This is a genomic window from Flavobacterium sp. WC2416, from assembly GCF_041200095.1.
GTDB lineage: Bacteria > Bacteroidota > Bacteroidia > Flavobacteriales > Flavobacteriaceae > Flavobacterium.
Genome location: NZ_CP165626.1, coordinates 1243788 through 1256490 on the forward strand (window position 1 = coordinate 1243788; position 12703 = coordinate 1256490).

Genomic DNA, 12703 nt, shown 5'->3' on the forward strand with positions numbered 1-12703 from the left:
AGAATGGGTTAGCAATGTTAAGGAGAAGGTTTTTTTTAAATGAATGACTAAAATTGAATTTAAGGCTGAATATATTTATCAAAAGATGTAACTTTGAATGCTAAATGAATGTCACTTCTCAAATAAAACAGCCCATCTTTAAAGAAATGGAACTTTTTGAAAAAAAGTTCTATGAATCGATGACTTCACAAGTGGCATTACTCAATAGAATCACTTATTATATCGTAAATAGAAAAGGGAAACAAATGCGACCGATGTTCGTTTTCCTAACTGCTAAGATGGTTTCTGGAGGAACAATAAACGAAAGAACCTACCGCGGGGCTTGTGTGATTGAATTGATTCATACTGCAACATTAGTGCATGATGATGTGGTGGATGATAGTAATCGTCGCAGGGGTTTTTTCTCCATTAATGCATTGTGGAAAAATAAAATCGCTGTACTTGTGGGAGATTATTTGCTCTCAAAAGGATTGCTGCTTTCAATTGATAATGGTGATTTTGATTTACTTAAAATTATTTCTGTCGCTGTTCGCGAAATGAGTGAAGGAGAATTACTTCAAATAGAAAAAGCGCGAAGACTCGATATTACCGAAGATATTTATTACGAAATTATCCGTAAAAAGACTGCTACACTTATAGCAGCTTGTTGTGCTCTTGGCGCAAAATCAGTTATTGATGATGAGGTACAAGTTGAGAATATGCGAAAATTTGGTGAGCTTATTGGAATGGCTTTCCAAATCAAAGATGATTTATTTGATTATACTGATGATGCTATTGGGAAACCAACAGGTATTGATATTAAGGAACAAAAAATGACTCTTCCTTTAATTCATGTTTTGAATACCTGTACTTCAAAAGAGAAATCATGGTTAATCAATTCCATAAAAAACCACAACAAAGACAAAAAAAGGGTAAAAGAAGTGATTGAGTTTGTAAAAGATAATAATGGTTTAGGGTACGCCGAAAACAAAATGGTCGAATTTCAACAAGAAGCACTTTTGCTATTGGATAATTATCCCAACTCGGCCTTTAAAGATGCTTTAATCTTAATGGTTAATTACGTTATTGAAAGAAAGAAATAGTTTTTTTAAAATTATAACTCGCTGGCAGTTATTGTTTTATTTTTTAAACCCATTTTTTTTTAACTGCTATGCAACCTTTTTGCATTGTCAATCGTCTATATTAATAGAAACCCTTTATAAAGACTTTGAAAGTAATCAACTTACATCAAGAGGAAAAAGAAATGATCCAGCTAGCTGTCGAGAATAATCGTCAGGCACAGCAGCAAATTTATTCTCGGTTTTCACCAAAAATGTTAAGTATCTGCCGGCTTTATGTAAAAGACGTACAACAAGCCGAAGATGTGATGATTACTTCCTTCATGAAAGTATTTACTGGTCTTAAAAATTTTCAACACAACGGGAGTTTTGAAGGTTGGATTAGGCGAATCATGGTTAATGAATGTATCTCTTTTTTGCGAGTGCATAAGAAAGTAAGCTTTATTGAAGATGTAGTTCATGTAGAGGAAAGTGACGAAGCTGAAGAATGCGAATTTTCAACAGATGACATTCAGTGTATGATAGATAATTTACCTGATGGCTATAAAATGGTTTTCAATTTATATGCTATTGAAGGTTTTAAACATAAGGAAATAGCCATTATGCTTGGGATCAATGAAGGAACATCTAAGTCACAATTGTCACATGCAAGAAAAATTTTGCAGAAGCAAATTAACGCAACAAAAAAATACGATTATGGAACCGAATAAATTGGATAGCATAATAAAGGAGAAATTGGAGGCAAGAAAAATTCAGCCTTCTGCTCAAGCATGGGATCGATTGGATGCGATGTTGACTGCTACTGAGAAACCGAAAAGGTCTTTTACTTGGATGTATATTGCAGCTAGCTTTATAGGTTTCCTAATTGTTGGGACTATTTTTTTTAATGGTTTTGGAGCTAAAAAAATAAGTACTACTACTCCAGTTGTATTGGAACAAAAATTAGATCGGAATACTACTGAAGAACAAAAAGTAAATAGTAAAGATACTACAACTTCTATAAGTACTAAAAGTTTGATTAGGAGGAAAGAAGTGGTGGCCGAGAATAATAATCTAAACAGAAAGCCAACGCAATTATTGAATAAAAACAAGGAGGTTTCAGTCATCAATCAAAACAAATCAGAAAACAATCAAAATAATGTCCCTGTTCCTTTAGTTGCTGAGAAAGCGAGTAATAATACAATCAATACTCTTTTAGGATCTATTGAGTCAAAAATGGTTAAAGAGAACCAAATAGGGCAAAAACAATCAGTTTCTGTTAATGCGAATAACTTACTTTCACAAGTAGATAACGAACTAGAGCCTTCTTTTAGAGAAAAAGTAATTGTAAAAATTAACAAAAATTACCAAACTGTAAAAGTAGCGTTGGCGAATAGAAATTTAGAATAAACAAATCATCAATCATTATTAAAATCAAATTATCATGAGAAATTTTACAATTTACTTAGTACTTCTGACATGCCTTTTAGCAAGTAAAATGATGGCACAAGATTCATTCGAAAAAAGGGCAAAATCAATTGCCAATACGATCGAAATGATTACCAATGAAGAGAAATCAGCTTTGAAATTAGAAGTAGATTTGGTCAATGATGAATTAATTAATGGAAACATTACGAAAGAAGAAGCAGAGCTAAGAAAGAGAAAGCTGGCAGAAGTAAGGGCAACTAATATCGAAAATAGAGTAGCACTAGAACAAGAAGCTTTGAAAAATTTGGTTCAAGAAAAAGTAGACGGCCAAATATCAGAATCAGATACATTAAAAAAACCGTATAAATTAATATTGAAATGGGAAAAAGGAGATAAAGGGTATGAGAATAATAATAGAAATGAAAAAAGAACTACTTCTCAATTTGTTTTTGCATTGGGATTAAATAATGTTGCAACTGAAGGTGAAGTTAAAGATTCTGATTTTAGATATCTAGCATCTCACTTTTACGAATGGGGTTTTACCTCTAATACAAGACTTTTTAAAGAAAATAATCTGTTGCACTTAAAATATGGATTTTCAGTGATGTATAACAATTTACGACCTACTGATAATCGTTTTTTTGAAGTTAACGGTAAACAAACTGTTTTGCAGGCAAATTCTAATGATCCAGCGGGTAATAGTATAAAAATAGAGGAAGCTCGTTTCAAAAATGTTTATTTAGTATTGCCTTTGCATTTCGAATTTGATTTTTCAGAAAAAAAGACAAAAGAGGATCAAACGTATTTTAGAACACATCAATCTTGGAGAATTGGTTTAGGAGGATATATAGGAACAAGATTAAAAACAAAACAAATTTTAAAATACCAAGTCGATAATCACGATGTCACTGATAAATTAAAAGGAGGTTTTAACACCAATGATTTTATTTACGGTTTGAGTACATATGTGGGGTACAAGGCAACTAGTTTGTATCTTAAATATGATTTAAATCCCATATTTAAAGAAAACGTACTAAAACAAAATAATGTTTCTCTAGGATTACGTTTTGATTTCAATTAGAATAGTTTTGAGTTAGTTAATAAACCCTTTCAGATATTGAATCTCGAAAGGGTTTTACTATTTAAAAACTTTGTAACTTTGACCTTTTATAACTTTGACCCCAAATTAAATTGATTTCAAAAGCGACTATAGATACTGTTTTCGAAACTGCTCGAGTAGAGGAGGTTATTGGCGATTTTGTTCAGTTAAAAAGAGCAGGAAGTAATTTTAAAGGATTGAGTCCTTTTTCTGACGAGCGTTCCCCTTCCTTTATGGTGTCGCCTGCCAAAGGTATTTGGAAGGATTTTAGTTCGGGAAAAGGAGGAAACTCTGTTGCTTTCCTGATGGAGCACTCTCATTTTACTTATCCAGAAGCGATTCGATATTTGGCTAATAAATACAATATCGAAATTGAAGAAACTGAGCAAACAGATGAGGAAAAAGCCATTACTGATGTTCGAGAGAGCATGTATCTAGTTTCTGAATTTGCCAAAGACTATTTTCATAAGACCCTTTTAAACTCTGAGGAAGGTAAAGCTATTGGCTATTCGTATTTTAAAGAAAGAGGGTTTACAAATGAAACTATTAAGAAATTTAGTCTAGGTTATTCTCCTGAAAGTTGGGATGCATTTACTAAAGAAGCATTAGGTAAAGGGTATAAATTAGAATTTTTAGAAAGTACAGGTTTAACTATTGCTAGAGAAGACAGGCCTTTTGATCGCTTCAAAGGGAGAGTAATGTTCCCTATAGAAAGCATGTCTGGTCGGATTTTAGGTTTTGGAGGACGTATTTTGACCAATGATAAAAAAGCGGCAAAATACTTAAATTCGCCTGAAAGCGACATTTACCATAAGAGTAAAGTTTTGTATGGTATTTTTCAAGCCAAACAATCCATAGCTAAATTGAACAACTGTTATTTAGTAGAAGGATATACAGATGTGATTCAATTCAATCAAGCAGGTATTGAAAATGTTGTTTCCTCATCTGGTACAGCATTGACCCCAGATCAAATTCGTTTGGTGAATCGATTGACAAAAAATATAACAGTACTTTTTGATGGTGATGCAGCTGGACTTCGTGCTGCTATTCGTGGAATTGATTTGATTCTTGAAGAAGGGATGAATGTAAAAGTATGTGCTTTTCCTGATGGAGAAGATCCAGATAGTTTTGCCAAAAAAACTTCTTATGATGATTTAGTAGCTTATTTAGAAAACAATGCGAAGGATTTTATACAATTCAAAGCTTCAATGTTGATGAATGAAGCGAAGAACGACCCTATAAAGAAAGCCGATTTAATTCGGGATATGGTATTGAGTATTTCAAAAATACCAGATAGAATTCAAAGAGAAATTTATATTCAGGAATGTTCTAGAATAATGGATATTTCTGAACAAGTATTAGTGAGTACTTTGGCTCAATTAGTTCAAAAAGATGTTGTTGAGGTTGGGAAAAAACAAAAACAGGAGCAAGGAAAAAAATCCTTTGAAGTAATAAAAAATGAGAATCCAGTTGAAGCTGAAAAAGTCGATATTCTCTATCGTTTGGAGCGAAAAATAATCGAAATATTACTTTTGTATGGCAATAAGACAGAAGAGTTTGAGGATACATTCATGAAAACTAATGAAGAAGGAGAGATTGTCATGGTTGTTGAAAAAAGAGAATTTAAAGTTTTTCAAAGAATTTATTTGAGTCTACAAGAAGATGAGGTGCAATTAGCAAATCCTTTATTTAGAGAAATATTTAATGACTTGACAAATTATTACCTCCAAAATGATTCTTTTAGTTTAGAACAATATTTAATGCATTTGCAGCCAGAATTTGCACAAGAAGTTACAGACATCTTGATGGAAGAGGAAAGGCTTGTTATGCACAATTGGGAGGGGCAAAATATTTTTCCCAAATCAAAAAATGACACCATTGCTCAAAATGTTTCTGAAACTATTTTGACATTGCGTTGGTATCTAGTAGGCAGGATTATTGAGGAATTAAAAGGTTCAATATCAGCTGATGCAGATAATACAGAACCTATGACAATGATTCAAGATTATAATGGCTTAACTCATGCTTTTTCAAAAAAATTAGGACGAGTTATGTCAAGATTTAATTAAACGATTTCTAGCTTTTTTGCTTTATCAACTAAATCTACTAGATTGGTTACGTTTAATTTGGTTAACAATCGTAATTTATAGGTACTGATTGTTTTTTCGTTAAGATTTAGGATTTCTGCAATTTCATGGTTCTTTTTCCCGCCACTTAAATAACGTAGCACTTCTACTTCGCGATTGGATAGTTTTCTATACAGTCGTTCACTTTTACTTTGTTTGGCAATTAAAGCAAGGTTTTTCTTAACGGTCTCATTCATTATAATCTTACCTTGGTAGACTTTTATAATGGATAGACCAAGTGTTTCTAATTTTTCTTTTTTATGAACAAATCCAGATACACCCGCCTTAATTGCATTTGGCGCATATATTTGTTCAGATAGTCCACTGAAGATTATAATTTTTGTTTTTGGAAAATTTTTCAAAATTGATTTTACTTCAAAAATACTTGAAAGGCCTTCCAATTCTAAGTCTAAAATTAAAACATCAATATCCTTAGTGAGTAGAATATCTCTAATCATTAAAAAACTTCCCACATTTGCGGTAATTGAAATTTCACTATGGTCTTTGAAGTAAGACTTTACTCCAAAATGCACTACCGGATAGTTATCTGCTAAACAAACTTTTATCATAATATTGTTTTTTTAAGAGTTTTTTACTGAACGATGTCATTAAAGTTAGTTAAAAAAATAGATAATCACTATTTATTTCTGATAAAATGCTATTAATCCCGATTAAGTAAACAAACTGGTATAGGATTCATTTTATGCTGATTGATTTTGTTTAACCTTTTGTAAATTTCGTAAACTATTTTTTCTCTTTCGGTAAAATTTTCTTGAGATTTATCTTGTTCGTCTACAAGCATTGCCCATTCTAATTCGTCATAACTTGCACCTAGTTGTTCTTCATCCGTTTTTTCGTCTCCAAATAGGCCGTCTGATGGTGTGGCTTCTAAAATGGAATTGGGTACCTTTAAATATGCTGCCAACGCAAAAACGTCTGATTTCATTAAATCTGCAATTGGACTGAGATCAACTCCTCCGTCACCATATTTTGTATAAAAACCAACGCCAAAATCTTCTACTTTATTCCCTGTCCCAGCAACTAACAAACCGTGAATTCCTGCGAAATAATATAAAGTTGTCATTCGTAAACGTGCTCTAGTGTTAGCTAGTGTGATAGGGAGTTTACAATCTTCGACATTTGTAGGCATCGTTTTTTTGAAAGTTTCAAAAAGCAAGGTTAAATCTGTTTCAACATTAGAAACATTTGGGAATCTTTCCTTTAGTTGTTTAATATGCTCTCGTCCACGACTTACATGGCTTTCGTGTTGATGAATTGGCATTTCGACACATAATACCTGTAATCCGGTTTGGGCACATAAAGTGGAGGTAACAGCAGAGTCCACCCCACCAGAAATTCCAATAACAAACCCGTTTACTTTTGAATTTTCGGCATATGTTTTTAACCAGTTTACAATATGAGTATTGACTTTTTCAACTTGAATAGTATTTTTTTTTGTCATAATAGTTTAACTTTTAGGTAGGAGGAATGTATATTTGCAAAGTCATTTGGCAGTATGTACTTTTGCCTTATTTTTCGTATGCAAATTTAATTAAAAAAATGAAAATATATATAATTCCTTTTGTTCTATCTCTGTTTTTTTTATCCTGTGGTCAAAAAAATAAAATTGAAAAAGCAGTAGCTGAAGTTCCTGTTGAATTAAAAGTAGTTCGTTTTGACAAGCTTTTTTTTGAATCACAACCCAAAGATTTAAATAAACTTAAAAAAGAGTTTCCTTTTTTCTTTCCATTAGGTAATGATGACGAAGTTTGGGTGGAAAAAATGCAAAACCCTCAGTGGCGTGAATTATATAGTGAAGTGCAAAAAAAATATGCTGATTTTGAACCAACAAAATTAGAATTAACTTCGCTTTTTCAACATATAAAGTATTATTTTCCTAAAACGAAAACTCCAAAAATAATTACCGTTATATCTGAAATGGATTACAATAACAAAGCAATTTATGCGGATAGTCTCGTAGTCATTTCTCTTGAGATGTATTTAGGTAAAGAACATAAGTTTTATCAGTTTCCTAATTATATCAAGCAAAATTTTGAACAAGAACAAATTATGCCTGATGTAGTTTCTGGTTTTTTTAAATATATAACGGCACCTAATCAAGAAAAGAGTTTATTGTCTGATATGGTTTATGCTGGGAAAGAATTGTATTTAAAAGATATGTTTTTGCCTGATTATAGCGATGCGGATAAAATGGGATATACGCCTGAGCAAATTAAATGGTGTGAGGAAAATGAAAGTTATATATGGCGTTATTTTATAGAAAAAGAAATGCTATATAGTGATGATCAAAAACTGATTCCTCGATTTATAAACCTAGCACCATTTTCTAAATTTTATTTGGAAATTGATAATGAGTCTCCGGGAAGAGTTGGTTCTTGGATTGGATGGCAAATTGTTCGTTCATATATGAATAACAATGAAGTATCTTTGCAAGGATTATTAAAAGCAAATGCTAAAGAAATATTTGAAAAATCAAAATATAAACCAAAGAAGTAATGTCAGATATAAATAGATCAGAAATTAAATTTCTAGTAGAATTAGATGAAAACCGTGTTCCAGAAAAATTACTTTGGTCTGCCAAAGATGGTGGGGTGGAATTAGAGGAAGCGAAAGCGATTATGTTGTCTGTGTGGGACAGTAAAACTAAAGAAAGTATGCGTATTGACTTATGGACAAAAGAAATGCCAGTCGATGAGATGAAAATTTTCTTTCATCAAACCTTAGTTGCTATGTCAGATACTTTTCATCGTGCTACAGGTGATGAAAAAATGGCCGATACAATGAAAGATTTTTGTGATTATTTTGCAGAAAAATTAGAGTTGACAAAGTAGTGGCAATAAAACAGTGAAATATTTTAAGGGTAGTTTTTTTAAACTATCCTTTTTTTATGTCAAAAAACAGAAAATTTTATTTTTAGCGCTAGTTTTTTTTATGAGTTAGTTATATTTGTTATGTAGTACATTGTATAATGGGATGTTGTGCAATTGGAAATTTGATTTTTAAATTAGTCTGCAATTAAATCTTGATGATATGTTATTTCCATTTATTGTTAGTTTAGTAGGTTTGTTTTTTTTACTTATTAACGGGATACGATTTTACTTGGCAAGAAAAAACAAGGATGTTTTGTATCGTATAATTACTGTTTATTTAATTTTGTTGTTTATTATTGAATTTTGTTGCAATCTAATAGGTTTTTTAAGGCCAGGAGAAAATTTTTATTTGTCTCATTATTATTTTGTTTTTCAATTTGTTGCAATGAGTCTGTTTTTTTATAATATATTCTCAATTGGATTTTTAAAAAAAATTGTTGCATTTTTATTAATAGCAGTTCTTCTTTTTTTAGGAATTCAATATTCAATAGATCCATCTATTTATTGGCAATTTAATATGCTTGAAATTGGTATTACATCACTATTGTTAATTAGTTATGGAATTTTGTTTTTAGTGTTTAATATTAAAAAGGATAAAAGCGATTATTTTTATTTTTGTAACGGCTTAATACTTTATTTGGCTAGTAGTGCTAGTATCTTTTTAAGTGGAAATAGTGATTCAGTGATTTTCACTAAGCCATTCTTATTGGATTTTTGGTTTTTTAATTCCTTGTTCTATATTTTATATCAGTATTTAATATATAAAGAATGGAAAGTCCTAAATCTTGAAATAAAAGATGATATTGATGAAAGTACAAAAAAGAATATTCATTTGTTGGAATCAAAATAGTTTCTTTTTAAAATATAAAGTAAAAAAAAAGTACAGCGCTAGCTGTACTTTTTTTGGTATAAAAATCTTCTTTTTGAAGTGGATAATGAACAGTAATTTAAAACTGTCCATTGTTTTTGAAAACTTCCTGATTTACTTCGTCTATATAGGAAAGTAGTTCTTCTTTTCCAATATTTTCAGTAGCTGATGTTACGAAATAATGAGGCATTTCTGCCCAGTTATTGGCAAACATATTCTTTTTATACGCTGCGATATGAGAGTCAATTTTTACTTTGCTAATTTTGTCTGCTTTTGTAAAAACAATACAAAAAGGAATTTCACTTTCACCCATATAAGACATAAATTCAACATCTATGGCTTGAGCTTCATGTCGGATGTCAATTAAAACAAAGGCGCAAACTAATTGCTCTCTTGTTTCAAAATAATCCGTAATAAATTGCTGAAAAACTGATTTTGTTTTTTTAGAAACTTTAGCATATCCATATCCTGGTAAATCAACTAAGAACCAATTGTTGTTTATTAAAAAGTGGTTTATCAGTTGTGTTTTTCCAGGTCGCCCAGAAGTCTTAGCTAGTTTTTTTTGGTTGGTCAACATGTTTATCAATGATGACTTTCCTACGTTTGATCGGCCAATAAAAGCATATTCAGGTAAAAAGTCCTTAGGACATTTTGAGACATCTGAATTGCTAATTACAAATTCGGCTGTATTAATTTTCATTTTTTTTAGGTATAAATTCTCCTTTATAAATTTAATGAACTGATAAATGGGTATGTGTTAACCAGTCTTCTAGCAAACGATTGAACTCTTCCGGTTGTTCCATCATTGCTGCGTGGCCACATTTGTCAATCCAATATAGAGTTGAGTTAGGTAACAATTTGTTAAACTCTTCTGCAACATCAGGAGGGGTTACTTTGTCATTCTTACCCCAGATAATACACGTTTGTACATGCATCTTAGGTAAATCTTTTGCCATATTGTGTCTAATCGCACTTTTAGCTATCGTTAGCGTTTTTATTAATTTTATTCGGTCATTAACGGAGGCATATACTTCGTCAATAAGTTCAGGGGTTGCTACTTTAGGATCGTAAAATACATCTTCGGCTTTTTTCTTAATGTATTCATAATCACCTCTTTTTGGGTAGCTGTCTCCCATTGCACTTTCGTAAAGCCCAGAACTTCCTGTAATTACAAGTCCCGCTACTTTTTCGGGATACATTTTTGTATGGTACAATGCGATATGTCCCCCTAATGAGTTTCCTAAAAGAATTACTCTGTCAAAACCTTTGAAAGTAATAAAGTCTTTAACGTATTTAGCGAAATTTTTAACATTAGTTTTTAAAATATTTTGAGTATATAATGGTAAGTCTGGAATAACTATTTTATATCCTTTATCAGAAAAGTGTTCAGCAACTGCATCAAAATTGCTTAGTCCACCCATTAGCCCGTGTAAAATTACGATAGGCGTTCCTTCTCCAGCTTCATAATAACTGTATCTGCCTTCTTTCTTATAGTTTTTTTCCATGTTTATGAATGCGATTTTTCAATTTTCACAAATATATGATTTAATAAATTAAAAAGAATTTTTGAATGCGATTTTTGAGTATATAATTAATCATTTATTTTTTAATAGATGGATTGCTTCTAAATCCTTTGGATTTCAATTTTCGCAAGACTTTTTGTAATATAAATAGTATCGTCTTAACGTTAAATTATTGATTATAATTTGCTCACTTTTTCGATAGCCTGAATATTCTTACACTTAAATTATTAAGATGCTAACAGTCTGACAGTCCAAAAATTAAGGTGTTTTCTCTAAAAGCGGGTAAACTTATCAACAAAGTGGGATATAGTGGTAAATAGTGGTAATATTTTTCATATTTTTGCTCTATATCATTTAAAAGCTATTTGTTTGAATACAATTGTTGGAACATATGAATGTAAGGTCGATGCTAAAGGAAGGGTGCTGTTACCAGCTCCTTTGAAAAAGCAATTGGCGCCATCTCTTCAAAACGGTTTTGTTTTGAAGCGTTCTGTTTTTCAACCGTGTCTTGAGCTGTATCCCATGGAAGAATGGGATTTGATGATGTTGAAAATTAATAAGTTAAATCGATTTGTTAAAAAGAACAATGATTTTATACGCAGGTTCACTGCGGGAGTTAAAATTGTTGAGATTGATTCTTTGGGAAGATTATTAGTTCCTAAAGATTTGGTTGTTTTTGCAAATATTACAAAAGATGTTGTTTTTTCATCAGCAGTAAATATTGTTGAAATCTGGGATAAAGATTTATATGAAAAATCAATAAGCGGAGAAGATGTTGATTTTGCTGATTTGGCAGAAGATGTAATGGGAAATATAAATGACGACGACAATGGAATATCATAATCCGGTTTTACTAAAGGAATCTGTAGATGGTTTAAATATAAAGCCTGACGGTATATATGTAGATGTGACCTTCGGTGGAGGAGGGCATTCTAAGGAGATTTTGAGTAGGTTAGGGCCTGAAGGAAAGCTTTTTGCATTTGATCAAGATGAAGATGCTTTAGAGAATACCTTGCATGATGATCGTTTTGTGTTGATTAATGAAAATTTCAGATTTATTAAGCGGTTTTTACGTTTTTACGGAGTGAAAAGTGTAGATGGAATTTTGGGTGATTTAGGCGTTTCTTCACATCAATTTGATGTTGCGGAGAGAGGGTTTTCAACTCGATTTGATGCGGAATTGGATATGAGGATGAGTCAAAAAAACGATTTGAATGCATACAGAGTGGTGAATGAGTATGACGAAGCAGATTTGAAAAGAGTTTTTTTAGATTATGGTGAGTTGAAAAACGCGCCTGTTTTGGCAAGAACAATTGTGGAAGCAAGAGAAGTGCATCCAATAAAAACAACCGATGCGCTAAAAGAAGTTTTGGCAAAATATTTACCGGAAAGAGTTAGGAATAAAATTTTAGCTCAAATCTACCAAGCTATTCGAATTGAAGTGAATCAAGAGATGGATGTTTTAAAGGAATTTTTGGAGCAATCATTAGAAATTTTAAATCCAGGTGGAAGGTTGAGTGTTATTTCATATCATTCTTTAGAAGATAGATTAGTGAAGCGATTCATGAAAAACGGAATGTTTGATGGAGAGCCTGAGCGTGATTTTTTTGGTAATTTTTCTGTTCCTTTTAAAACGATAGGTAAATTAATTATTCCTGGAAATGAGGAAATTAAAGTTAATAATAGAGCGAGAAGTGCAAAACTAAGGATAGCCGAAAAGAAATAATTTAA

The 12703-nt window shown here is 31.5% G+C and carries 14 protein-coding genes; 10 read left to right on the plus strand and 4 right to left on the minus strand.

The genetic code is table 11. From position 1 onward, the window contains the following. Nucleotides 1-104 precede the first annotated feature (104 nt). The 5 genes from AB3G39_RS05170 (at nt 105) to dnaG (ending at nt 5633) form a co-directional block, all read left to right on the plus strand. Nucleotides 105-1082, plus strand: a complete 978-nt coding sequence (locus AB3G39_RS05170) for a polyprenyl synthetase family protein (protein ID WP_367771966.1) — start codon at nt 105-107, stop codon at nt 1080-1082. A gap of 125 nt (nt 1083-1207) precedes the next feature. After that, the gene (locus tag AB3G39_RS05175) at nt 1208-1768 is read left to right on the plus strand and encodes an RNA polymerase sigma factor (protein WP_367771964.1); all 561 of its coding nucleotides are present in this window, start codon (nt 1208-1210) and stop codon (nt 1766-1768) included. Beyond that, nucleotides 1755-2447 carry a hypothetical protein gene (locus tag AB3G39_RS05180; protein ID WP_369766170.1) on the plus strand — a complete coding sequence of 231 codons (693 nt, stop codon included), beginning with the start codon at nt 1755-1757 and terminating at the stop codon, nt 2445-2447. The genes AB3G39_RS05175 and AB3G39_RS05180 overlap by 14 nt, the downstream gene beginning before the upstream one ends. Before the next feature lie 34 nt (nt 2448-2481). Then, nucleotides 2482-3546 carry a hypothetical protein gene (locus AB3G39_RS05185; RefSeq protein WP_367755088.1) on the plus strand — a complete coding sequence of 355 codons (1065 nt, stop codon included), beginning with the start codon at nt 2482-2484 and terminating at the stop codon, nt 3544-3546. A gap of 110 nt (nt 3547-3656) precedes the next feature. Continuing rightward, nucleotides 3657-5633, plus strand: a complete 1977-nt coding sequence (dnaG, locus tag AB3G39_RS05190) for a DNA primase (protein WP_369766171.1) — start codon at nt 3657-3659, stop codon at nt 5631-5633. Here dnaG and AB3G39_RS05195 read toward each other — a convergent pair. Together AB3G39_RS05195 and nadE are read right to left on the minus strand one after the other, a co-directional pair. Continuing rightward, complete coding sequence (locus AB3G39_RS05195; RefSeq protein WP_367755084.1) at nt 5630-6259, minus strand: LuxR C-terminal-related transcriptional regulator; 630 nt, start codon at nt 6257-6259, stop codon at nt 5630-5632. The genes dnaG and AB3G39_RS05195 overlap by 4 nt on opposite strands. Nucleotides 6260-6351: 92 nt before the next feature. Further along, nucleotides 6352-7152 carry an NAD(+) synthase gene (gene nadE, locus AB3G39_RS05200; RefSeq protein WP_367771956.1) on the minus strand — a complete coding sequence of 267 codons (801 nt, stop codon included), beginning with the start codon at nt 7150-7152 and terminating at the stop codon, nt 6352-6354. A gap of 98 nt (nt 7153-7250) precedes the next feature. Between nadE and gldB the strand changes: the two genes are divergently transcribed. From gldB to AB3G39_RS05215, 3 genes are all read left to right on the plus strand, one after another. Beyond that, nucleotides 7251-8207: a gliding motility lipoprotein GldB gene (gene gldB / locus AB3G39_RS05205; RefSeq protein ID WP_369766173.1), complete on the plus strand. Its 957-nt coding sequence runs from the start codon at nt 7251-7253 to the stop codon at nt 8205-8207. Continuing rightward, nucleotides 8207-8542 carry a gliding motility protein GldC gene (gene gldC, locus AB3G39_RS05210; protein ID WP_367755078.1) on the plus strand — a complete coding sequence of 112 codons (336 nt, stop codon included), beginning with the start codon at nt 8207-8209 and terminating at the stop codon, nt 8540-8542. The genes gldB and gldC overlap by 1 nt, the downstream gene beginning before the upstream one ends. Before the next feature lie 199 nt (nt 8543-8741). After that, nucleotides 8742-9431: a hypothetical protein gene (locus AB3G39_RS05215; protein ID WP_369752519.1), complete on the plus strand. Its 690-nt coding sequence runs from the start codon at nt 8742-8744 to the stop codon at nt 9429-9431. 97 nt (nt 9432-9528) lie between these two features. Here AB3G39_RS05215 and yihA read toward each other — a convergent pair whose 3' ends face one another. Together yihA and AB3G39_RS05225 are read right to left on the minus strand one after the other, a co-directional pair. Further along, complete coding sequence (yihA, locus tag AB3G39_RS05220; protein ID WP_367755074.1) at nt 9529-10149, minus strand: ribosome biogenesis GTP-binding protein YihA/YsxC; 621 nt, start codon at nt 10147-10149, stop codon at nt 9529-9531. 31 nt (nt 10150-10180) lie between these two features. Continuing rightward, nucleotides 10181-10954 carry an alpha/beta fold hydrolase gene (locus AB3G39_RS05225; protein WP_367755072.1) on the minus strand — a complete coding sequence of 258 codons (774 nt, stop codon included), beginning with the start codon at nt 10952-10954 and terminating at the stop codon, nt 10181-10183. Between the two features lie 387 nt (nt 10955-11341). On the opposite strand from AB3G39_RS05225, the gene AB3G39_RS05230 reads away from it, so the two are divergent. Together AB3G39_RS05230 and rsmH are read left to right on the plus strand one after the other, a co-directional pair. After that, entirely contained in the window at nt 11342-11815 is a 474-nt protein-coding gene (locus tag AB3G39_RS05230) for a division/cell wall cluster transcriptional repressor MraZ (protein WP_369752518.1), read from the plus strand. Then, nucleotides 11790-12698, plus strand: a complete 909-nt coding sequence (gene rsmH, locus AB3G39_RS05235; RefSeq protein WP_369752517.1) for a 16S rRNA (cytosine(1402)-N(4))-methyltransferase RsmH — start codon at nt 11790-11792, stop codon at nt 12696-12698. Before AB3G39_RS05230 ends, rsmH begins: the two co-directional genes overlap by 26 nt. The last annotated feature ends 5 nt before the right edge of the window (nt 12699-12703 follow it).

What these genes read in the sequence shown, in the direction of transcription:
- gldC (WP_367755078.1), top strand. Translation starts at nt 8,207, where the DNA reads ATGTCAGATATAAATAGATCAGAAATTAAATTTCTAGTAGAATTAGAT.
- AB3G39_RS05225 (WP_367755072.1), bottom strand. Translation starts at nt 10,954, where the DNA reads ATGGAAAAAAACTATAAGAAAGAAGGCAGATACAGTTATTATGAAGCT.
- yihA (WP_367755074.1), bottom strand. Translation starts at nt 10,149, where the DNA reads ATGAAAATTAATACAGCCGAATTTGTAATTAGCAATTCAGATGTCTCA.
- rsmH (WP_369752517.1), top strand. Translation starts at nt 11,790, where the DNA reads ATGACGACGACAATGGAATATCATAATCCGGTTTTACTAAAGGAATCT.
- AB3G39_RS05180 (WP_369766170.1), top strand. Translation starts at nt 1,755, where the DNA reads ATGGAACCGAATAAATTGGATAGCATAATAAAGGAGAAATTGGAGGCA.
- AB3G39_RS05195 (WP_367755084.1), bottom strand. Translation starts at nt 6,259, where the DNA reads ATGATAAAAGTTTGTTTAGCAGATAACTATCCGGTAGTGCATTTTGGA.
- AB3G39_RS05170 (WP_367771966.1), top strand. Translation starts at nt 105, where the DNA reads ATGAATGTCACTTCTCAAATAAAACAGCCCATCTTTAAAGAAATGGAA.
- gldB (WP_369766173.1), top strand. Translation starts at nt 7,251, where the DNA reads ATGAAAATATATATAATTCCTTTTGTTCTATCTCTGTTTTTTTTATCC.
- nadE (WP_367771956.1), bottom strand. Translation starts at nt 7,152, where the DNA reads ATGACAAAAAAAAATACTATTCAAGTTGAAAAAGTCAATACTCATATT.
- AB3G39_RS05185 (WP_367755088.1), top strand. Translation starts at nt 2,482, where the DNA reads ATGAGAAATTTTACAATTTACTTAGTACTTCTGACATGCCTTTTAGCA.
- AB3G39_RS05215 (WP_369752519.1), top strand. Translation starts at nt 8,742, where the DNA reads ATGTTATTTCCATTTATTGTTAGTTTAGTAGGTTTGTTTTTTTTACTT.